At 35.1% G+C, this 23,720-nt stretch carries 16 protein-coding genes; 11 read left to right on the top strand and 5 right to left on the bottom strand.

What is annotated here, in order from left to right:
* Nucleotides 1–2 precede the first annotated feature (2 nt).
* Nucleotides 3–857 (top strand): formyltetrahydrofolate deformylase, encoded by an 855-nt coding sequence (purU, locus tag GXM17_RS08015; protein ID WP_163398778.1) that lies wholly within the window; start codon nt 3–5, stop codon nt 855–857.
* A gap of 77 nt (nt 858–934) precedes the next feature.
* Here purU and GXM17_RS08010 read toward each other — a convergent pair whose 3' ends face one another.
* Complete coding sequence (locus GXM17_RS08010) at nt 935–3,637, bottom strand: SdiA-regulated domain-containing protein (RefSeq protein WP_163398777.1); 2,703 nt, start codon at nt 3,635–3,637, stop codon at nt 935–937.
* 174 nt (nt 3,638–3,811) lie between these two features.
* Nucleotides 3,812–4,981, bottom strand: a complete 1,170-nt coding sequence (locus tag GXM17_RS08005; protein ID WP_163398776.1) for a proline dehydrogenase family protein — start codon at nt 4,979–4,981, stop codon at nt 3,812–3,814.
* 241 nt (nt 4,982–5,222) lie between these two features.
* Between GXM17_RS08005 and aroB the strand changes: the two genes are divergently transcribed.
* From aroB to recQ, 5 genes are all read left to right on the top strand, one after another.
* Nucleotides 5,223–6,290, top strand: coding sequence for a 3-dehydroquinate synthase (aroB, locus tag GXM17_RS08000; RefSeq protein WP_163398775.1), 1,068 nt, complete (start codon nt 5,223–5,225; stop codon nt 6,288–6,290).
* Between the two features lie 291 nt (nt 6,291–6,581).
* Entirely contained in the window at nt 6,582–7,985 is a 1,404-nt protein-coding gene (locus GXM17_RS07995; protein ID WP_163398774.1) for a type III PLP-dependent enzyme domain-containing protein, read from the top strand.
* A gap of 102 nt (nt 7,986–8,087) precedes the next feature.
* On the top strand, nt 8,088–9,056 hold the full coding sequence (locus GXM17_RS07990) for a deoxyhypusine synthase family protein (protein ID WP_163398773.1): 969 nt from the start codon (nt 8,088–8,090) through the stop codon (nt 9,054–9,056).
* Between the two features lie 7 nt (nt 9,057–9,063).
* Nucleotides 9,064–9,471: a DNA primase gene (locus GXM17_RS07985; protein ID WP_163398772.1), complete on the top strand. Its 408-nt coding sequence runs from the start codon at nt 9,064–9,066 to the stop codon at nt 9,469–9,471.
* Nucleotides 9,472–9,612: 141 nt separating this feature from the next.
* On the top strand, nt 9,613–11,721 hold the full coding sequence (gene recQ, locus GXM17_RS07980) for a DNA helicase RecQ (protein WP_163398771.1): 2,109 nt from the start codon (nt 9,613–9,615) through the stop codon (nt 11,719–11,721).
* A 95-nt stretch (nt 11,722–11,816) separates the two neighbouring features.
* On the opposite strand, the gene lon is transcribed toward recQ, so the two are convergent.
* Nucleotides 11,817–14,270: an endopeptidase La gene (gene lon, locus GXM17_RS07975; protein WP_163398770.1), complete on the bottom strand. Its 2,454-nt coding sequence runs from the start codon at nt 14,268–14,270 to the stop codon at nt 11,817–11,819.
* A gap of 395 nt (nt 14,271–14,665) precedes the next feature.
* Here lon and GXM17_RS07970 point away from each other — a divergent pair, with 395 nt between their 5' ends.
* Nucleotides 14,666–15,553 (top strand): carbon-nitrogen hydrolase, encoded by an 888-nt coding sequence (locus tag GXM17_RS07970; protein ID WP_163398769.1) that lies wholly within the window; start codon nt 14,666–14,668, stop codon nt 15,551–15,553.
* A gap of 83 nt (nt 15,554–15,636) precedes the next feature.
* Here the strand turns inward: GXM17_RS07970 and GXM17_RS07965 are convergent, their stop codons facing one another.
* Entirely contained in the window at nt 15,637–16,899 is a 1,263-nt protein-coding gene (locus tag GXM17_RS07965; RefSeq protein ID WP_163398768.1) for an OmpA family protein, read from the bottom strand.
* Between the two features lie 537 nt (nt 16,900–17,436).
* On the opposite strand from GXM17_RS07965, the gene GXM17_RS07960 reads away from it, so the two are divergent.
* Nucleotides 17,437–18,477, top strand: a complete 1,041-nt coding sequence (locus GXM17_RS07960) for an agmatine deiminase family protein (protein WP_163398767.1) — start codon at nt 17,437–17,439, stop codon at nt 18,475–18,477.
* A 129-nt stretch (nt 18,478–18,606) separates the two neighbouring features.
* Here the strand turns inward: GXM17_RS07960 and fahA are convergent, their stop codons facing one another.
* Nucleotides 18,607–19,890 (bottom strand): fumarylacetoacetase, encoded by a 1,284-nt coding sequence (gene fahA / locus GXM17_RS07955; protein WP_163398766.1) that lies wholly within the window; start codon nt 19,888–19,890, stop codon nt 18,607–18,609.
* Nucleotides 19,891–19,998: 108 nt separating this feature from the next.
* Here fahA and glyA point away from each other — a divergent pair, with 108 nt between their 5' ends.
* From glyA to porX, 3 genes are all read left to right on the top strand, one after another.
* Complete coding sequence (gene glyA / locus GXM17_RS07950) at nt 19,999–21,273, top strand: serine hydroxymethyltransferase (protein ID WP_163398765.1); 1,275 nt, start codon at nt 19,999–20,001, stop codon at nt 21,271–21,273.
* 145 nt (nt 21,274–21,418) lie between these two features.
* Nucleotides 21,419–22,012, top strand: coding sequence for a MiaE family protein (locus tag GXM17_RS07945; protein ID WP_163398764.1), 594 nt, complete (start codon nt 21,419–21,421; stop codon nt 22,010–22,012).
* A 118-nt stretch (nt 22,013–22,130) separates the two neighbouring features.
* Nucleotides 22,131–23,684 carry a T9SS response regulator signal transducer PorX gene (gene porX / locus GXM17_RS07940; RefSeq protein WP_163398763.1) on the top strand — a complete coding sequence of 518 codons (1,554 nt, stop codon included), beginning with the start codon at nt 22,131–22,133 and terminating at the stop codon, nt 23,682–23,684.
* Nucleotides 23,685–23,720: the final 36 nt, after the last annotated feature.

Below are 23,720 nucleotides of genomic sequence, written 5' to 3'. Positions count from 1 at the left end.
AAATGCAAAAAATAACTATTCTGATTCACTGCAAGGATCAAAAAGGAATTATTGCTGCAGTAACAGCATTTATTGCAAAAGTAGAAGGAAACATTACCTATATCGACCAGCATGTTGACAGAGAACAGAATGTGTTTTTTATGCGATTAGAATGTGAATTAACCAATCAAAATATTACCATTGAAAGTTTAAAAGCCGATTTTGACCAGACAATTGCAGCAGATTTCAACATGTCCTGGGATTTATACAATCAGGAGCAGAAACCCAAAATGGCATTGTTTGTATCTAAATACGATCACTGTCTGTTTGATATTTTAGGACGTTACAGTGCCGGTGAGATCAATGTTGAGATTCCTGTAATCATCAGCAATCATAACGATTTACGTTCTATTGCGGAGCGTTTTGATATTCCCTTTCATTGTGTTCCTTTTACCAAAGAGAATAAGGAAGAAGGTGAAGCCAAACAAATTGAACTGTTAAAAAAATATAAAATTAATTTCATTGTTCTGGCGCGCTATATGCAGATTATCACCCCTGGTTTGATTTCGCTTTACGAAAATAAAATTATTAATATCCATCATTCGTTTTTACCAGCTTTCCCGGGTGCGAAACCTTACCACTCGGCATTTAAAAGAGGAGTAAAAATTATTGGTGCCACCAGTCATTACGTAACGGAAGAATTAGACGAAGGCCCGATTATTGAACAGGATATTGCACGTGTTTCTCATATCCATTCTGTTGAAGACTTTATTATGAAAGGCCGTGATCTGGAACGAATTGTTCTTGCCAGAGCCATAAAATTGCATGCCGAGCGTAAAACAATGGTTTACAGCAACAAAACAGTTGTTTTTTCTTAGCACCAAAGACTTATAAAATTAAAAAAGCCGTTTCTTGTTATTTGAAACGGCTTCTTTTTTTGGAAAATATTTTACTATTATGTCTTAATCACACGGATTGTTTTTCTGTTTCCTCCCTGAATAACAACAACATTGTAAACACCGGCTGCATAATTACTTCCTATTGCCTGGTTATTAACTTCAGAAACGTCATTGAACTTAAAGTTATCTACTAATCTTCCGTTCATATCATAAATGTTTATTTCAATTTTATCAGTATTGATTGAGGTTACATCTAATTGAAAAGTTGAGCTGGAAGGCACAGGATAAGCTACTACCTTAAACGAAACATTTATTTCTGAAGGATTCTCAATACCTAAATTAGGGCTTGATTTAACAAATACACCCGGAGAACCTATTTCAGTACTGCTGTTAGCAGCAACAAATGCTCCGTTAGTACCTGCTGCACTTAATTGTGTAATCGGTGTAAGTATAGTTGTAAGTCCATCTGTATTATCAAATGTCTTAAAAGTCCCTGTTGGAGAAGCTCCAAACAATACAGAAGCTACAGGTGTACTGCTAACTCCGTTATATAAATTTACCTGATCACCACTTGTTCCAAAGCCTATTCCGGATCCGGTATAGTTTCCTATTTTCAAACCTGAAGGAGGATTAGCACCAAACCAGTTTTCTAAAAATAATTCAGTTTTATCAGCTAATTTATCAGTTTCAATAAAAATTACAGATTCACCCGGAGCAATACTGGTGATTCCGTTTAACGCTACTGCAGCAGCAGGTGATTGTGAATTATCATCTACTTTCCATCCTGTAATATCAACTGCTACGGCTTTAGTATTGGTAATTTCGAACCAGTCAGCACCAACAGAACTGTCACCACTTGACCACGGTGCTACTTCAGAGATAAATAGTTTTCCTGTAGTACCCGGAGAACCAATTTGATTCGTATCTTTTTTGGCTGAAAAAGCATCATTAATTCCGATCTGGCTTAATGTTGAAATTTCAGCATTGTTAAGACTGGCTGCATTATTAAATGTTACATTGGTAGTTGATACTTTAAAAGACACACTAGCCCTGATATTTTGGCTGGCATCATATAGGTTTACTTCATCTCCGGATGTGCTTAATCCTGCTCCTGTTCCGGTATAACTCCCTATTTGTAAACCAGAAGGTATATCAGTTCCAAACCAAACCGATTTAAAATCCGCTATAACAGTCGCATTATTAGAAGCTGTCGTTTCTAAGAAAATAACAGATTCTCCTGCCTTAATAGTGGTGATTCCATTTAAAGCCAAAGCTGAAGCAAATGATTTAGAACTGTCGTCGAATTTCCAGCCTGTTATATCAAGATCTGTAGTTCCGTTATTGGTTACTTCAAACCAATCGGCACCAACTGATGCGTTGCTGCTGGACCAGGGTGCAACTTCCGTAATGCTTATTGTTGCAATTGGCTCTACTTCATTGGTAACATCTGTAACTGACAAGATAAAGTTAACAGAAGCATCAGGAGTAGAACCAAGAGCAGCATCATTTACGCTTACAGTAACAGCATAACTCGCTTTTTTTTCATAATCCAATACCGTTCCTGCTTTAATATACAATCCTGCACCAATGATTTCAAAAAAAGCAGCATCTGTACCTGATAATGATAACGTATTTGTTCCTAACCCGTCATCTGCAACTAAGATATCGGAAATTTTAACTGCAGATGTAGTAGTTGTATTTTCTAAAACTGAGTTTGTTGTATTAGCTAAAGCCACAGCTGTTGGTGCCTGATTTGGCAAAGCAGAAGGAGCATAAACCCAAAGTTGCGGATGATCACTATCGCCACCGCCATTTTCGTTAACGATATATAAATTGCCATTACGGTCCATAGTCATTCCTTCGTGCTGCTGATTTGCTGCATCTAAAGGATTTCCCGGATCTGATACGATAGTTAAAGTACTTGAAATTACTCCATTTCGGTCTATATTCACTACTTTGGCATTTTCCTGACTCAATACCAATAAATTATTGTATAAAGGTTGTCCGTTCAATGCCGGTAAATTTGATAAAGCAAAAACGTCAGCAACATCTGTAAAACCTAATAAAGCAGGATCGAAAAGATTAACTGAATTATCTGTTGTTGCCGAACCATTTGTAGCTGTCCCTGCATCAAAATCGATTTCTGTCTGGAAAATTCCCATTGGTGAGATTTCTTTTAAAACAATATAACCATTCGTCAACGGATCATAAGAAAGTCCTTCTGTTCCTGTATTATTAACAAATGTTCCTAATTTTACGGTTTTAGCATCATTTCGGGTAAGCGTTGTTCCTGCTGCATACGTAAACAGCACCACTTGTCTGTCGCGTTCTTCTGTCATTACAAACTGACCTTTACCAATATATGTAATCCCCTCAGAGTCATAAAAATCTGTTCCCTGCGGGCTGTTTCCCAGAGCCAGTGTCATGGTGTCTATAAGTTGCCCCGTTAAAGATACCTGAGTAACAGAAGTAGTTCCGTCGCCTACAATAAAAAGCGTATTGGTATCCCAGTTGTAAGTTACTCCTGAAGCTTCCTGACACAGTAAATTATTTGTTGGATGTGCCGTTCTTGTTGGTTCCGGCAAATCATATCGGCCAACTCTTACGTAAGTCGAAAGATCTAAAGTCTGAGCACTGCTATTTTGGCAAAAAAATAATATTGCCACAATCGAAAATAATCCTGTTCTTAAATTAGGAATTAATTCTGACTTAAAATTGGTTGTAGCGTTGTTGGGTTTTAATAGTAAAGATTTTATCATATTAGTAAATTTTAATTTAGTACAAATCTATTTAAGTGTAAAATCTTGTACTTAACGGAATAGTTACATTATGATTAACTCTTTGTTTTTTATTGATTAAGTGAATGTTATGAACAAAAAAAAACCGTCTCAATTGGTGAGACGGTTTCCGTTTTAAAATAATTTTAAAACTTTTTATTTTCCTTTTCTTCTTTTACGTTCTGCTTTAATCATCGACAATTCGCGGCTTGTTTGCCCAGCTACAGAAGTATTTTCTTCGGCACGGCGAATCAGGTACGGCATGACGTCTTTGACAGGACCAAAGGGCAGATATTTTGCAACATTATAACCATTTTCGGCAAGATTATAACTAATGTTGTCACTCATGCCATATAATTGTCCGAACCAGATTCTGCTGTCATTTTTGGCAACCCCTTTTTCATGCATCATTTCCATCAGTTTATAGGAGCTCAATTCGTTATGAGTTCCTGCAAAAATTGACATGGTATCCAGATAATCCAGCATATAGTGTACAGCTGCATCATAATTTTCATCAGTAGCTTGTTTAGAAACACAAATTGGAGAAACGTATCCTTTTTCTTCTGCCCGTTTGTTTTCTTTTTCCATGTATGCACCCCGAACTAATTTCATACCTATATAAAAGCCTTCTTTTTTAGCAACCTCATGCAGTTTTTTCAAATAATCCAAACGGTCCCAGCGGTACATTTGCAATGTATTAAAAACGATAGCTTTTTCTTTATTGTATTTTCGCATCATTTCGGTTACCAGATCATCTGCCGCATCCTGCATCCAGCTTTCTTCACCGTCAATGAGCAGGGCTACATCCTTTTTGTGCGCTTCACTGCAAACCTGATCAAAACGGGCCACAACCCTATCCCACTCTGCTTTTTCTGCTGAAGTTAGTGTTTGTTTTTCTCCTAATTTTTCATACAATTCAAAACGCCCTAAACCAGTTGGTTTAAAAACCGCAAACGGAATCGCAAGGCGTTCTTTGGCAAATTCGATTGTTCTCAGAGTCATTTCTAAAGCGGCATCAAACTGTTCTTCTTCTTCTTTTCCTTCAACCGAATAATCCAAAACAGACGAAACGCCTTTTGTAAACATTTTATCTACTACAGTAAGACAATCATCTTCATTCACACCACCGCAAAAATGATCAAAAACTGTCGCACGAATTAGACCTTCAACAGGAAGATGCGCTTTGATAGCAAAATTAGTAACAGCTGTTCCAATTCTAACTAAAGGTTCACTGTCAATCATTTTAAAAAGAAAATAAGCCCTGTCCAGTTCGGTATCGCTTTTTAACGAAAAGGCAACCTGAGTGTTGTCGAATATTTTTTCCATTAAGTTTAGTTTTGAGGCAAAGATAAAGAGTGTTTTGAATATTATTTAACAAAAGACAGATATTTTTAAAAATTCATAACATAAAATCAGAGTTTTAAAAACCTATGTTTCGCATTAGATTTACTTATAAAACATTTTAAACAAAATCGGAAGCTTAATTTTAAAACAAATTAGAATTGGGATTTGAATATTATTTAGTTAAAAATGCCTTATTTTGCGGATTCAATTAACCGAGGAATTTATGCAATCTATTCAAGCAAATAATTATTTAGTACATTTTAACCAAAATGCGTACGAAGCTTTAAACAATCATTTAAAAGAGAACAAATATTCTAATATATTTATCATTGTCGATGATAAAACAAATGAGCATTGTTTGCCTAAATTTTTGCCTTTACTGGAAACCGGTTTAACAATTGAAATAGTCGAATTTGAATCTGGAGAAGCCAACAAAAATATAGAAACGTGTATTGAAGTATGGAATGTACTTACTGAATTAGGTGCAGACAGAAAATCGCTTGTGATTAATCTTGGCGGAGGCGTTGTAACCGATTTAGGAGGTTTTGTAGCTTCTACATTCAAACGCGGCGTAAATTTTATCAACATACCAACCACTTTATTATCTATGGTGGATGCTTCTGTTGGAGGAAAAACCGGTGTAGATTTAGGAAATCTTAAAAACCAGATTGGCGTGATTAATGTGCCTCAAATGGTTTTAATTGACACCCAGTACCTTGAAACTTTACCACAAAGCGAAATGCGTTCCGGTCTCGCAGAAATGTTAAAACACGGCCTTATTTATGATGCTTCCTACTGGAGACAATTTTTAGATTTAAAATCAATAGATTACGCTGATTTTGATGAATTAATTTACCGCTCTGTCGAAATCAAAAATGATATTGTTATTCAGGATCCAACTGAGAAAAACATTCGTAAAGCATTAAATTTTGGTCATACTTTAGGACATGCTATCGAAGGTTACTTTTTAGAAAGCGAACACAAAACAACATTGCTTCATGGTGAAGCTATTGCTGTCGGTATGATTTTAGAAAGTTATATTTCTTTACACAAAAATCTTATTTCTGATGAAGAATATGCAGAAATCAAAACAGCAATAAAAAGTATTTATGATGATGTGAAATTTGAAGAAGAGGACATCGAACCGATTTTAGAATTACTTATTCACGACAAAAAAAATGAGTACGGTTTGATTCAGTTTGCGTTAATTGAAGGCATCGGAAAGATAAAAATTAATCAATCTGTTGAAAATAAATTAATTCTGGATGCGTTTCAGGATTACAAGTCTTAAACTTTTTTTAAGGAAAAGCGTTGCATTAGGTATATATTATTTTTTACATTTGCCACAATGAAAACAAACAGCAGACAAAGACATTTCAGCTCTTACAGAAACCGCCTCAATAGTTCTTTATTAAGGATGTTGAACCGTTTTTACAATAGCAGAAGTCCGTTTTGTCTGGACATTTTTTTATGTTCAAAGGCAGAACATGAAAAACTGGAAATTATATTTGCCAATATCAGGGTCTGAATTGAAGATTTAGAGACGTTACTAAATTAAAATACATTCTAAATATTGGACTAAATGAATACAAAATATTCTGACTTAATCAATCAAACATACTATTTCCCTCAGGAAGAGTTCAAACTGAACAAAGACAACTTATTATTTCACAATATCGATTTGATGAAATTGGTTGAACAGTATGGAACTCCTTTAAAATTTACCTATTTACCACAGATTTCTGAAAATATCAACAAGGCAAAAGCCTGGTTCAGAAAATCAATGGAAAAGAACAAATACGATGCTAAGTATTACTACTGCTATTGCACAAAAAGTTCTCATTTTGAATACATAATGAATGAGGCTTTCAAAAACAATATTCACGTCGAAACATCATCTGCGTTTGATATTAATATTGTAGAGAATTTACTGGAAAACGGCAAAATCAACAAAAGCACGTATGTAATCTGCAACGGATTCAAAAGAGACGAATATATTACGAATATTGCACGATTAATCAATAACGGTCATAAAAATACCATTCCGATTATTGACAACTACGAAGAGCTTGATTTGCTTCAGGGAGAAATTAAAGGAAAATTCAAAATCGGGATCCGTATTGCTGCAGAGGAAGAACCAAAATTTGAGTTTTATACGTCAAGATTAGGTATCGGGTATAAAAACATCGTTTCTTTCTACAAAAAACAAATTCAGGAAAATGATAAATTAGAGCTTAAAATGCTTCACTTTTTCATTAATACCGGAATCAACGATACAGCATATTACTGGAATGAGCTTGTAAAATGTATCAAAGTTTACATAGCACTTAAGAGAGAATGTCCTAGTCTTGACGGACTGAACATCGGGGGTGGTTTCCCTATTAAAAATTCACTTGCATTTGAATACGATTATCAGTACATGATTGACGAAATTATCAATCAGATTAAAATTGCCTGTGACGAAGCAGAAGTTGATGTCCCGAATATTTTTACTGAATTTGGATCATTTACTGTGGGTGAAAGCGGTGGTGCTATTTATCAGATTTTATATCAGAAACAGCAAAATGACAGAGAAAAATGGAACATGATTGACTCGTCTTTCATTACTACATTACCTGATACATGGGCGATTAACAAACGGTTTATCATGCTGGCGGTAAATCGCTGGAACGACACCTACGAACGCGTTTTGTTGGGAGGATTAACTTGTGATAGTGATGACTATTACAATTCTGAACAAAACATGAATGCTATTTATCTTCCTAAATACAACAAAGAAAAGCCTTTGTATATTGGTTTCTTCAATACTGGAGCCTATCAGGAAACTATTGGAGGATATGGAGGTTTGCACCACTGTCTGATTCCGCAGCCTAAACATATTCTGATTGACCGTGATGAAAACGGAATTTTAGCAACTGAAGTTTTCTCTGAACAGCAAACTTCTGACGATGTTCTAAAAATTTTAGGCTACACCAAAAAAGCATAAAAAAAATCTGCAAATTAAAAGTTAATAGCTATAAAATTATTAATTTGCAGTATCCCCAAAAGGTTAAACTTTTAATTCAAAAAAACAAAAAAAAACAAAAAAATGAAAGGACCAATCAGTCAGTTTATTGAAAAACATTACTTACACTTTAACTCTGCTGCCCTCGTTGATGCTGCAAAAGCCTACGAACAGCAATTGGCAAACGGAGCTAAAATGCTGGTAAGTATGGCTGGCGCAATGAGTACAGCAGAAATTGGTAAAATTTTTGCTGAAATAATCAGACAGGATAAAGTTCAGATTATTTCATGTACCGGAGCTAACTTAGAAGAAGACATTATGAACTTAGTTGCGCACTCTCATTACGAAAGAGTGCCAAACTATCGTGATTTAACACCGGAAGACGAATGGGCCTTACTTGAAAGAGGATTAAATCGTGTTACAGACACTTGTATCCCTGAGCATGAAGCATTCCGTCGTTTACAAAAACACATTTACAAAATCTGGAAAGATGCAGATGATAAAGGAGAACGTTATTTTCCGCATGAGTTCATGTATAAAATGTTACTATCGGGTGTTTTGGAAGAATATTACGAAATTGATTTAAAAGACAGCTGGATGTATGCTGCTGCTGAGAAAAATTTACCTATTATTGTTCCTGGATGGGAAGACAGCACCATGGGAAATATTTTTGCTTCATACGTTATCAAAGGAGACTTGAAAGCTTCTACCATGAAATCCGGTATTGAATACATGACATTCCTTGCTGACTGGTATACAAAAAACAGTGAAAACGGAATTGGTTTCTTTCAAATCGGTGGTGGTATCGCAGGAGACTTCCCTATTTGTGTAGTACCAATGCTGTATCAGGATATGGAAATGCATGATGTTCCGTTTTGGAGCTATTTTTGCCAGATTTCTGATTCGACAACAAGTTATGGTTCTTATTCCGGGGCTGTTCCAAACGAAAAAATTACCTGGGGTAAATTAGACATCAACACCCCTAAATTTATCATTGAGTCGGATGCTACGATTGTTGCTCCGTTAATTTTTGCTTATTTATTAGATTTATAGGATATTTATGAAAAGAGTTATAGTAGACTACGCCAAACTTACTAACGAAATTTTGAACCTTTTGGTGGAAAAATTTCCTGATGGTTATGATGATTCGGATGTTATTCGTTTCAGAAATGCTAAAAACGAATTAGTCGAAGCTGTTGAAGTTCGTACAGAAGACACTATTTATTTAGTAAAAATTAGTACTAAACTTGCTGACAGAATCGAGAATTATGATGAAGATGATGACATGGATCTTGATGTTGACACAATCGAACCAGTAAAAGGTCTTGATCTTGAAGATGATAGTGACGATGAAGATGAAGATGATAATCTGGACAAACCTGATGCAGACGGTGGAGATGAGGAAGATGATGATGAAGATAAGGATGATGTTTCTGATGACGATGACGAAGATGATGATGAAGATTAATTCATTTATTTTATAATAAATTAAAGGAGCTCAATTCGGGTTCCTTTTTTTATTACTTCTTGATCGACAAAATGTAAAGAAAAATCAATTTATAAGAAAAATATTATTTTTTATTTTATATTTGAAAAAAATATAAGCCAAATGAATTCAGAAATATTACACGCCAGACTAAAAGAAAACTTTGGTTTTGAAAAATTCAGACCCAATCAGGAAAATATCATAAATACTATATTATCAGGTCAGGATACACTTGCCATTATGCCCACGGGAGGAGGAAAATCAATATGTTTTCAGCTCCCGGCTTTAATTTTACCAGGAATTACAATTGTTATTTCTCCATTGATTGCCCTGATGAAAGATCAGGTTGACAGTTTAAAAACCAATGGGATTTCAGCTTGTTACATAAACAGCAGCCAGTCAGCTGAAGAACAGCAATTTTATATTGACAATTTAAAATCAAATAACTTTAAACTTGTTTACATCGCTCCTGAAAGCTTGTCATATCTGGATGTTGTTTTTAACGAATTAACTATCAGCCTGATTGCCATTGACGAAGCGCACTGCATTTCGTCCTGGGGACATGATTTTCGTCCGGCTTATACCAATTTGGGCTATTTAAAAAACCGCTTCCCTTCTACCCCAATTCTTGCTTTGACCGCTACAGCTGATAAAGCAACACGCACTGATATTACAAAGCAATTGAACTTAAAAAACTCTAAAAGTTTTATAGCTTCATTTGACAGAAAAAATCTAAGCCTCGAAGTCCGTCCGGCACTTGATCGTGTAAAACAAATAATTGATTTTGTAGCAAACAAACCAAATGAATCCGGTATAATTTATTGCCTCAGCAGAAAAACTACGGAAGAATTAGCTGAAAAACTGAAAAAAAATGGCATTACTGCAAAAGCATACCATGCCGGTCTGGATAATAAGATCCGGGCTAAAACCCAGGATGAGTTTATAAATGATGATTGTCAGGTAATTTGTGCAACAATTGCTTTCGGAATGGGAATTGACAAATCAAATGTTCGTTGGGTAATTCATTATAATCTTCCAAAAAATATTGAAGGATATTATCAGGAAATTGGACGCGCAGGCCGTGACGGATTGCCAGCAGAAACGGTTTTATTCGAAAGTTATGCGGATGTAATCCAGTTGCAGAAATTTGCCTCAGAAGGTTTAAATTCTGATGTACAGCTGGCAAAATTAGAGCGAATGAAGCAATATGCCGATGCTTTGAGCTGCAGAAGGAAAATACTGCTCTCTTATTTTGGCGAACTGGTGACTGAGGATTGTGGCAATTGTGATATTTGCAAAAATCCGCCAACATTCTTCGACGGAACAATTTTAGCACAGAAAGCTTTATCAGCCATTACCCGTTTAAAGGAATCTGAGCCTTTAGCTGTAATTATTGATTTCCTAAGAGGTTCAAAAAACGCTTATATTTACGAAAAAAAATATCAGGAGTTAAAAACCTACGGCATCGGAGCTGATATTTCCTGGTACGACTGGAATCAATATTTGATTCAGTTAATAAACTTAGGATACTGTGAAATTGCGTTTCATCAGCATCATAGAATTTTGCTGACGACTTTCGCTAAAAAAGTTTTGTTTGAAGGTGAAAAAGTAAAACTGACAACTGTAGTTAAAAAAGTAGTTGATAAAAAAGAAATCAAGGAAACAAAAATAAAACCTGCTGCAAATTCATTATTTGAAACACTTCGAAAATTGCGCTATGAAATTTCCAAAGAAGATGATGTTCCTGCCTATGTAATTTTTAGTGACGCCGCATTGAGACAAATGGAAACCATTCGCCCAATGAGTGAAGAAGAATTTCTTGCTATTGATGGAGTTGGAAAAGCTAAACTGGAAAAATACGGTGCTGAATTTATTAATGCCATTATAGCATTTCAAAAGAACAAAAAAACAAATACGAAAACTAAAAAAGAAAGCACATACAAAGCAACTTTAGAATTATTTCAAAATGGAGTTAGTGTTGAAGAAATTGCCGAAAAAAGAAATTTAAGCCTATCAACTGTAATTTCACATTTGGCAAAATTATACCTGGATGGAGTCGATATTGATGCCGGCCAGTTTGTTTCAGATGAGGAAGTATCATTATTGGGAAAAGCTCAAATAGATCTTGAAAATCCAAATGCTCTAAAACCCTATTTTGATTATTTTGAAGAAAAAATGGGATACGAAAAAATTAGATTTGGCCTGGCAGTACTTGAAAGAAACAAACAATAATAGTCAAATAGAACTCAATAAAAATCCAAAATCCAATCTGATTATTCAAATTGGATTTTGGATTTTTTTTATTTTTGGAATTTATGACTGATGTTTTATTTCAAAGCCTTAGCATTCTTTACATTTTGATCCGTTAATGCTAAAGTCAACACTTCACTCATTTCTTTTACATAATGAAAAGTAAGGCCTTCTAAATATTCTGCTTTGATTTCATCAACATCCGATTTATTTTCGTGGCACAGGATAATTTCTTTAATACCCGCTCTTTTGGCCGCTAAAATTTTCTCTTTTATTCCGCCAACCGGCAAAACTTTTCCCCGAAGCGTAATCTCACCGGTCATGGCCAGGCTTTTCTTTACTCTCTTTTGTGTTAGCAAAGAAACAAGAGAAGTCAGCATTGCAATACCTGCGCTTGGACCATCTTTTGGTGTTGCACCTTCAGGAACGTGCAGGTGGATATTATATTTTTGGAACAAAGATTGATCAAGTCCGAGCTTTTTTGCATTGGCTTTAATATATTCTAAAGCAATTGTAGCGGATTCTTTCATTACATTACCGAGATTTCCTGTAATGCTCAAAGAACCTTTTCCCTCAGAAATCAAAGATTCGATAAATAAAATATCACCTCCAACGCTTGTCCATGCAAGACCTGTAACCACTCCCGCAACATCATTATTTTCGTATTTATCGCGCTCTAACCTTGGAACACCTAAAACTTTTACAATATCTACATCTGTAACTTTTTTGTTGTATTCCTCCTCCATTGCTACAGCTTTTGCTGCGTTACGGATTACCTGAGCTATCTTAGTTTCTAAGTTACGAACACCGGATTCACGCGTGTAACCCTCAACAATTTTTTCCAGTTGCTTTTTACCAATTGTTAAATCCTTAGCGGTTAATCCGTGAGCTTCTAGTTGTTTTGGAAAAAGATGTCTTTTGGCAATTTCTACTTTTTCCTCAATAGTATAGCCTGACATCTTAATCACTTCCATTCTGTCACGTAATGCCGGCTGGATGGCTCCCATGTTATTTGAAGTTGCAATAAACATAACCTTCGACAGGTCATAACCCATTTCAAGGAAATTATCATAAAAAGCATTGTTTTGCTCCGGATCTAAGACTTCTAATAAGGCTGATGAAGGGTCACCACTGTTTCCGCTGGATAATTTATCGATTTCATCCAGAATAAAAACAGGATTTGAAGTTCCTGCTTTTTTCAAACTTTGAATAATTCTTCCGGGCATTGCTCCGATATATGTTTTTCTGTGTCCGCGAATTTCTGCTTCGTCACGTAAACCACCTAATGAGATGCGTACATATTCTCGCCCTAATGCCTCTGCAACAGAACGTCCAATAGATGTTTTACCAACACCCGGAGGCCCGGTTAAACAAATAATTGGCGATTTCATATCGTTACGAAGTTTCAGAACAGCCAAATGTTCAATCATTCTTTTCTTAACTTCGTCTAATCCGAAATGATCTTTATCTAATACTTTCTGAGCAAATTTTAAATCAAATTTATCCTTGGAATATTCACCCCATGGCAATTCCAAAAATAACTCCAGATAATTCCTCTGAATCCCAAAGTCAGGCGACTGTGGATTCATTCTGCGCATTTTTGATAATTCTTTTTCGAAATGTTTCTGCGTTTTTTCATCCCATTTTTTGGTTTTCGCTTTCTGCCCCATTTCATCCATTTCTTCTTCCTGTGAAACGCCTCCCAGTTCTTCCTGAATGGTTTTCATTTGCTGATGAAGAAAATATTCACGCTGTTGCTGATCTAAATCAAAACGAACCTTTGACTGGATGTCATTCTTCAGTTCTAATTTCTGAAGCTCAATATTCATATAACGTAACGTTTCTAAAGCACGTTCTTTTAATCCGTTTATCGATAAAAGTCCTTGTTTTTCTTTTACGGATAAATTCATATTCGAAGAAACAAAATTGATTAAAAACGATTGGCTTTCAATGTTTTTAATAGCAAAGGTAGCTTCTGATGGAATGTTCGGGCTTTCCTTAATAATCTGAATTGCTAATTCTTTTACAGAATCTAAAATAGCAGTAAATTCGGTATCATTATCAACAGGACGTTCTTCTGAAACTTCTTTTATGGTTGCAGTTAAATAAGGCTCTTCTGAAACAACTTCATTAATCTCGAATCGTTTTTTTCCTTGTAAAATAACTGTGACATTTCCATCAGGCATTTTTAGAACACGAAGAATTCTGGCAACGGTACCAATTTTATGGATATCCTCCTTAGACGGATCTTCATCTTCTTCATTAATTTGAGAAACTACACCAATAATTTTTCCGCCGGCATTGGCATCATTTATCAATTTTATTGATTTGTCTCTTCCGGCAGAAATCGGAATAACAACACCAGGAAATAAAACGGTATTTCTTAAAGGCAAAATTGGAAGCGAAACCGGAAGCTGTTCATTGTTCATTTCCTCCTCGTCTTCCGGAGTTAATAATGGAATTAATTCTGCCTCTGAGTCAAATTCCTGAAGTGACAGATTGTCAATAGTAAGTATTTTATGGTTTGACATAATAATATATAAGTCGTTTTGTCATTAAAAAATTCTATACTAATCTCAAATATTAATTACCAAAGCTGTATTTTAAATAAAGCAGGCTAAAAATCATCTTTGAAATCAGGTCATAAAAATAGACAATGATTATGCCAAAAACAAAGAGATTATTTTTTTGATTTTGAAATACACAGAATCTGATTAGTTCAAAAAAATGGTTTCTGTAAAGTAAAAATCAAAAATAATATTAGCATACCTTAATAATAAATACAATTTGAACAGCTTTTAAATATCAAAGATCGCTAATCTATTTGTTGATTTTTTTTGCACATTTTTCTCATGAGCAGAACCAGATACTGCCTTTTGTCAATCGGCTAAAAAATTACTATTTTTGCACTCTAAAACATTATGTCATGCCGAAAAGAAAATATAAAATAGCCGTTGTTCAGCTAAACCTTAATGACGTTGCCGAAAATAATCTTAAGAAATGTATCAGCTGGGTAAAAGATGCTGCCAATAAAGGAGCCGAAGTTATCCTTTTACCTGAATTATACAGTAGTCATTATTTCTGCCAAAGCGAAGATGTAGATAATTTTGCTTTAGCAGAACCTCTTTACAGCACTTCCTTTATTGCTTTTAGCGAATTAGCAAAAGAACTGGGAGTTGTAATTATAGTTCCTTTTTTCGAAAAAAGAATGGCCGGTATTTACCATAACAGCGCCTACATTATTGATACTGACGGAACTGAAGCAGGTTTATACCGTAAAATGCATATTCCGGACGATCCGCATTTTTATGAAAAATTTTATTTTACTCCGGGCGATTTGGGTTTTCAGGCAATTGAGACCAAAAAAGGGACTGTGGGAACACTTATCTGCTGGGATCAATGGTATCCGGAAGCTGCACGTATTACAGCTTTAAAAGGTGCTGAAGTACTGTTTTACCCTACAGCAATCGGATGGCATCCAAAAGAAAAAGAGCAATATGGTGAAAACCAATATGGTGCCTGGATGAATGTGATGAAAGGACATGCTGTTGCAAATGGTGTTTTTGTTGCTGCTGCAAACCGAATTGGCCTGGAACAATATATAGATGGTACTGACGGAATTCAGTTTTGGGGAGCTTCATTTATTGCCGGTCCCCAAGGAGAAATTTTAGCACAGGCCTCACACGATCAGGAAGAAATTTTAATCGCTGAAGTCGATCTGGATTTACAGGAAAATGTACGTCAGAACTGGCCGTTTTTCAGAGACAGAAGAGTTGATGCTTTTGGAGATATAACAAAAAGAGCAATCGATTAATCAATTTAATTATTTATATAAAAGCAAAAAAAAGGCTGTTTCAAATATTCTGAAACAGCCTTTTCTAATGTTATTTAATTTCATTATTTCACCTGGAAAGAAACTCTTCTCACGATTTGACGAGCCTCTTTTGAATCTTTATTTACAGATGTATCTTCTCCGTTAGCGATTACATTTAATCTTGATGCATCAATTCCAGCATTTACTGCAACTTGTTTTACAGCTTCTGCTCTTTTTCTTGACAGTTCAACATTATAGCTTGAACTTCCAATTTCATCAGCATAGCCTACTACGTCTGCAGTTTTATTTGGATTGTTTTTCAAATATTTCACTAAGAAATCAATACCGGACAAGGATGCAGTAGTTGGTTTAGATGAATTGAAATCAAAATACACATTTACATATCCATCGTTGATCAATTGTTCTACAGTCGTATTTGTAGCTATACCGTCACTTTTTACACCGTATGTTTTTTCTAAGTAACTTTCTAGCTCATCAGGAACTCCATTTTGGTTATTATCAATTGATTGTCCTTTTGTGTTTACTGCAACTCCGGTTACTGAATTTGGTTCTAAATCATACAAATCAGCTACACCGTCCTTATCACTATCCAGCAGACCTGTCTCAATAAGGCTTAATCTTCTGTCAATTTCATCAATTCTGTCTTCTTCTCCAACCCAGTCAGCATGTCTTGCATGTTTGCCTAAATAAAATGTAAGACCAAGAGAAGCATTCAGGATTACCCCGTCAATAGCACCTGTGCTTGTTGGGCCCATACCATCAAAATTCCAGTTTTGAAGAGCATTAACCACTCCGGTAAGATCAGCAGTAAGAGCCACTCTGTTTCCAAGTCTTACCTGACCTGTCAACCCAAGGATTCCATTTGCCATATAATCTTCACCATCAAAACCATCATCGCTTTTAAGCATTGCAGCTCCAAAACCACCATGAAGTAACAATCCAAAAGTGTTTGTCCATGTTTCAAAATTTAATGTTCTGCCTAAATTAATAACCCCTTGTAAACTGGTTCTGTAATATTGACTTTTAAATTCAGGATAATCATCAGCTTCTTTAAACTGATCATATCCAAAATCTAATTTTAGACCAAATTTAGGGTTAAACATATATCTGGCCCCCAAATCTACATGAAAAGGATTCAGTGCTTCGGTAAAATATCCCGGAGACATTCTGTACATTGGCTTATTGACACCGCCGTTTAATTCAATAGACCATTTATTATAGACAGAATTATCAATCGAAGGTTCGGTTGAGGGAGCAGGCATAGTTTGCGCACTTGCCATGAATGACAAGAGTAAAAATGTTAAAGAAGTTAATTTTTTTCTCATGATATTAAGTGTTTTAATTTATATTTTTGATTTTAACATAAGTTTTTCTAAACTTTTAGCAAACTTATATCAAGAAAGCAAAAAAACCGTTCTATTCATTTTCTGAATTTTTACATAATTCCCATAAAGTAGATATTTGGGAAAAAATGAATTCACAGGCTTTTAAAACAACTTGGGGCGGGTCATATTTAAATTAAATGCTTAGTATTATATTAACTCAATCAGGAATTACTTGCTGATAAATATCAGTGTTATAATAACTCCAACAAATACAGTATTAAGTTTTAATTTAATTATGAGTTAAAATTAATATTTTTTTTTAAATAAAAAATTTTTTTTTGTAAAAAATTTCACCCTAATCTTAATGAAAGATTAACAAAATTAGCAAAATCAAATATAATATGTAAAGATTTATGCTAGTACATACATTTTATTTAAAATTATTTAATGAAATATCTAAATTTCAAATACAAAATGCCCATTGTTTCATAATACTAATGAATGACTTATCTTTGTACACTTTATTTATAGTACCTTATGACAACAGATAACAGAAGATTTCCGGCAGAGTGGGAAAAACAACAGGGAATTGTATTATGCTTTCCTCATAACGGAAACGACTGGCCGGGAAAATACGAGGCGGTTCAGTGGGCATTTGTTGAATTTATTAAAAAAGTTGCCAACTTTGAAACTGTATTTTTGGTCGTAGCCGATGAAAAATTAAAAGAAAAAGTTACTGAATTGCTAGAAAGAGCCCGTGTCAATATTGTAAACATTTCTTTTATCGTTCATAAAACCAACAGAAGCTGGATGCGTGATTCAGGACCAATTATTGTAAAAAATGGTTCTGAAAGAGAAGCTTTAAATTTTAATTTTAATGGATGGGCAAAATATAAAAATTATCAGTTAGACAAATTTGTTCCTGCTAAAATAGCGAATTTTATTGATGTACCATTAACCCTGGTTACTTATAAAGGGAAACCTGTTGTAATTGAAGGCGGAGCAATTGATGTAAACGGAAAAGGAACTTTATTAACTTCTGAAGAATGCCTGATGCACCCTAAAATACAGGTACGAAATCCTGGTTTTACTAAAGCAGATTATGAAGCAGTTTTTAAAGAATATCTCGGAGTTACGAATGTGATCTGGCTGGGGGACGGAATTGAAGGCGACGACACACATGGACATATTGATGATTTATGCCGATTTGTAAACGAAGATACCATTGTAACGATAGTTGAAACTGACAAAAATGATTCTAACTACAAGGCTTTGCAAGATAATCTGAAACGTTTGCAAAATGCAAAATTAGAGGATGGAAAATCGCCAACAATTGTCGCGCTTCCAATGCCAAAACGAGTTGATTTTGAAGACTTAAGATTACCTGCAAGCTATGCAAATTTCCTAATCCTGAATAATTGTGTTTTAGTGCCTACATTTAATGACAGCAACGATCGTGTCGCTTTGAATATTTTATCAGAATGTTTCCCGGACCGAGAAGTAATTGGAATAAGCTGTATTGATTTTATTTGGGGTTTTGGAACTTTACATTGTTTAAGCCAGCAAATTCCTGTATAAAGATATTCACTATAAAAGTTTATCACAAATCAAAATTATTTAAACGTTTGTAATCTGCGGCAAAAAGCAAAAAACCTTGGTTGTTGCCAAGGTTTTTTACTATCTATTGAGTTAATCTTTATTCTCTCTTCATTGCCTGATGAATGGAGGCAAAAGCTGACTTGATACTTCTCCAAAACCAATACGGACTTCATTATTTTCACAGAATCCTCTCATGATAACCGTGTCATTATCTTCAATGAATTTACGTTCGCTTCCGTCTTTTAATTTTAAAGGATTTTTTCCTCCCCATGTTAATTCCAACATTGAGCCAAAACTATCCGGAGTTGGTCCTGAAATAGTCCCTGAACCCATCATATCACCAGAATTTATACGGCATCCGTTAGAAGTATGATGCGCAAGCTGTTGACTCATAGACCAGTACAAATATTTAAAATTGGATTTTGAAACAACTGTTTCTTCCTGATTTTCGGGTTTTAGTGCTACTTCAAGATGAATATCAAAAGTTTTTTTTCCTTTTGTCTGTAAATACGGAAGGGGTGTCGGGTCCTGTTTTGGTCCTTTTGTTCTGAAAGGCTCTAAAGCATCCATTGTAACAATCCACGGAGAAATTGATGTTGCAAAACTCTTTGCAAGAAAAGGTCCCAGTGGCACATATTCCCATTTTTGTATGTCGCGTGCGCTCCAGTCGTTCAGTAAAACCATTCCGAAAATATAATCTTCAGCTTCGTAGGTGGAAATATTTTCGCCCATTACATTCACATCCGTTGTAATAAAAGCTGTTTCTAATTCGAAATCTACTAAACGTGACGGGCCGAAAACAGGGTATTTTTCGCCGGCAGGCAATGTTTGCCCCATTGGTCTGTGTACCGGAATACCAGACGGAACTATAGTAGAACTTCTTCCGTGATACCCAACCGGAATGTGAAGCCAGTTTGGCAGTAAAGCATTTTGCGGATCCCGGAACATTTTACCTACGTTTGTAGCGTGTTCTCTGCTTGAATAGAAATCAGTATAATCGCCAATTAAAACCGGCAATTGCATCTCTACATCATCAATATTAAAAATTACTATATCACGATCTTTTTCTGAATCTCTCAGTTGTGGATTTTCAGCATCAAAAATATCTGCTATACGGTTTCGCACTAAACGCCATGTTTTTTTGCCGTCAGAAATAAAATCATTCAGCGTATCCTGCATAAACATATCATCTGTTAAATCTATTCCTTCAAAATAGTTTAACTGTTGTAAAGCTCCTAAATCTATAGCGTAATCGCCAATTCTGGTTCCTACTGTAACGACATTTTCTTTAGTAAGAAATACGCCGAAAGGAATATTCTGGATAGGAAAATCACTGTTCTCTGGTACATCCAGCCATGATTTTCTTTTGGTATCGTTGGCGGTTATTGGCATGTGAATGTTAATTATTTGTTGAAAAATTCTATGTCAAATATATCATAATCTAACAGTTTCACAAACGTTTTTTTGTATTTTTGCAGGAAATTAACGAAAAACGAAAAAATGCAACGCGACGAAAAAATTTTTGACCTTATACTAGAGGAACAAGACAGACAAATTCACGGATTAGAACTTATTGCTTCAGAAAACTTCGTAAGTGATGAAGTAATAGAAGCTGCGGGTTCAGTTTTAACAAACAAATATGCGGAAGGATATCCTGGCAAAAGATACTATGGCGGTTGTGAAGTAGTTGACGTTATTGAGCAGATAGCAATTGACCGTGCTAAAGAATTATTTGGTGCTGAATATGCAAACGTACAGCCTCATTCAGGTTCCCAGGCAAATGCCTCTGTTTTTCACGCCTGTTTACAGCCTGGAGATAAAATTTTAGGGTTCGATTTATCACACGGTGGTCACCTTACTCATGGCTCTCCTGTAAACTTTTCAGGACGGGTTTACAATCCGGTATTTTACGGTGTTGACAAAGAAACTGGAAGACTAGACTATGATAAAATTCAGGAAATTGCTACCAAAGAACAGCCAAAATTAATCATCGCTGGAGCTTCTGCTTATTCCCGTGATATGGATTTTGCACGCTTCAGAGTAATCGCAGACAGTGTTGGAGCAATTTTGATGGCCGACATTTCTCACCCGGCAGGATTAATCGCAAAAGGATTATTAAATGACCCTATTCCACATTGCCATATTGTAACTACTACAACGCACAAAACATTGCGCGGACCAAGAGGTGGTTTGATTTTGATGGGAAAAGATTTTGAAAATCCATGGGGCTTAAAAACTCCAAAAGGTGAAATCAGAATGATGTCAGCTTTATTGGATTTAGCTGTTTTTCCAGGAAATCAGGGCGGACCATTGATGCACATTATTGCTGCTAAAGCTGTTGCTTTTGGTGAAGCTTTAAAAGACGAGTTCTTTACTTACGCGATGCAATTGCAAAAAAATGCTAACGCTATGGCAGATGCTTTCGTGAAAAGAGGTTACAACATTATCTCCGGAGGAACAGACAACCACATGATGCTAATCGACTTAAGAAATAAAAATATTTCCGGTAAAGATGCTGAAAATGCATTGGTAAAAGCAGAAATCACGGTAAATAAAAACATGGTTCCATTTGATGACAAATCTCCATTTGTAACTTCAGGAATACGTGTGGGAACAGCTGCAATCACTACTCGTGGTTTAGTTGAAAAAGATATGGAAACTATCGTGGCTTTAATCGATAAAGTACTTACTGATCATACAAATGAAGCACTTATCGAAGAAGTTGCTAATGAAGTAAATGAAATGATGAGCGAAAGACCAATTTTCGTTTACTAAAAATAAAATTTGAGATTAATTGTTTCAGGTTTAAAGTTTAAAGTTTTGTGACGCAGAAAAACGTACAACAAAACTTTAAACTTTTTTCGTTACTAAAAGAACCTGAATAAACATGAAACCTGAAACAAAATAAACGAAAAAAAATATGGGCGTACTTAGATTACAATTACCAACCGACCCAAGATGGGTAAACATTGTTGAGAAAAATATAGAGGAAATCCTGACCGATCATGCATGGTGTGAGCAAAAAGCTGCCACAAATGCAATTACAATTATTACCAATAATCCGGAACATCAGGATTTAGTACAGGATTTGCTGGCTTTAGTCAAGGAAGAAATCGATCATTTTGAGCAGGTTCATAATATTATCATCAAAAGAGGATTAAAATTAGGACGCGAACGCAAAGATGATTATGTAAATGAATTGTACCAATATATGAAAAAAAGCGGAGACGGAAGCCGTGTTTCAGGTCTTGTTGAAAGATTATTATTTTCAGCTATGATTGAAGCCAGAAGCTGTGAACGCTTTAAAGTGCTTTCTGAAAATATTCAGGACGAAGAACTGGCTGTCTTTTACAGGGAATTAATGGAAAGCGAAGCAGGGCATTACACTACTTTCATCACTTACGCACGTAAATACGGAACCGGAATTGACGTCGAAAAACGCTGGAGAGAATGGCTGGCTTTTGAAGAATCAATTATTACAAATTACGGTAAAGGCGAAACGATTCACGGATAATTTTTTTCTTCTCTTTTTCTAAAATAATTAGAACTGCTCCTTTAATTTTATACTATTTTTAATACTTTTTAAGTTATAGACTTTTAAATTGCAGTAAAAATTAAAGTCAATTATGATTATGGATAAGATAAAAATACTTTGGGTCGATGATGAAATCGATCTTTTGAAACCACATATATTATTTCTGGAGAAAAAAAACTACGCAGTTACTACTTGTAACAACGGTTTGGATGCGATTGGTTTGTTTGAAGAAGAAAATTTCGACATTGTTTTTTTAGATGAAAACATGCCCGGTATGAGCGGGCTGGAGACACTTTCTGAAATGAAAGAGAAAAAGTCTGCCACTCCTATGATTATGATTACCAAAAGTGAGGAAGAATATATCATGGAGGAAGCAATTGGATCTAAAATTGCGGACTACCTGATAAAACCCGTAAATCCGAATCAGATTCTTCTAAGCTTAAAGAAAAACCTGGATCATTCCAGATTGATTTCTGAAAAAACAACTTTAGATTACCAGAAGGAATTCAGGAAAATTTCTATGGAATTAGCCATGGTGAATTCTTATGAAGACTGGGTTGAATTATATAAAAAACTTTTGTTCTGGGAATTAGAACTTGAAAACATCAACGATCAGGCTATGATTGAAATCCTGGAATCGCAAAAAGTTGAAGCCAATTCACAGTTTGGAAAATATATTGAAAGAAATTATGAGGATTGGTTTGCACCAAAAGCAGACAAACCAATTCAGTCCCACAATTTATTCAAAGAATTAGTCGTTCCGGAACTTAAAAAGAAAGATAAACCAATTTTATTTGTTGTTGTTGACAATCTGCGTTACGATCAATGGAAATCCTTTGAAACCGTAATATCCAATTATTATAAACTAGAAAAAGAAGTTCCCTATTTTTCTATCCTTCCAACCGCTACACAGTATGCAAGAAATGCCATCTTCTCCGGTTTGCTGCCGGTTGAAATGGAAAAACAGTTTCCGGAATATTGGAAAAATGACGTAGAAGAAGGAGGAAAAAACCTTTATGAGGCTGAATTTCTTAGTGCTCAACTGAAACGCCTTGGGTTGAATATTAAAGAAGATTATTTTAAAATCACAAATTATTCCGGCGGTAAAAAACTTGCTGAGAATTTCAAAGCTTTAAAAGGTAATGACCTGGTAACTGTAGTTTATAATTTTGTCGATATGCTGTCTCATGCCAAAACCGAAATGGAGGTTGTAAAAGAGCTTGCTTCAGACGATAAAGCCTATCGATCACTTACATTAAGCTGGTTTAAAAACTCGCCTTTACTGGAAATCATTCAGCAGGCACAGCTTTTAGGTTTCAAATTAATACTGACTACTGATCATGGAACCATAAACGTAAAAAATCCTTCAAAAGTTGTTGGAGATAAAAATACAAGTCTGAATTTACGTTACAAAACAGGCCGTAGCTTAACCTACGAACAAAAGGATGTGTATGTTGTAAAAGAGCCCAAAACTATCGGTTTACCAGCTATAAATATGAGCAGCTCATTTATTTTTGCTAAAAATGATTTGTTTTTAGCTTACGTAAACAACTACAATCATTACGTTAGTTATTATAAAAACACCTACCAGCATGGCGGAATTTCACTTGAAGAAATGATTATTCCGTTTTTGGTGTTTAATCCGAAATAAAAAAGTTGCCACGAATTTCGCGAATTTTCACTAATT

It is taken from the genome of Flavobacterium fluviatile (assembly GCF_010645065.1).
Classification (GTDB): domain Bacteria; phylum Bacteroidota; class Bacteroidia; order Flavobacteriales; family Flavobacteriaceae; genus Flavobacterium; species Flavobacterium fluviatile.
This window is presented reverse-complemented; position numbering and strand designations above follow the sequence as displayed.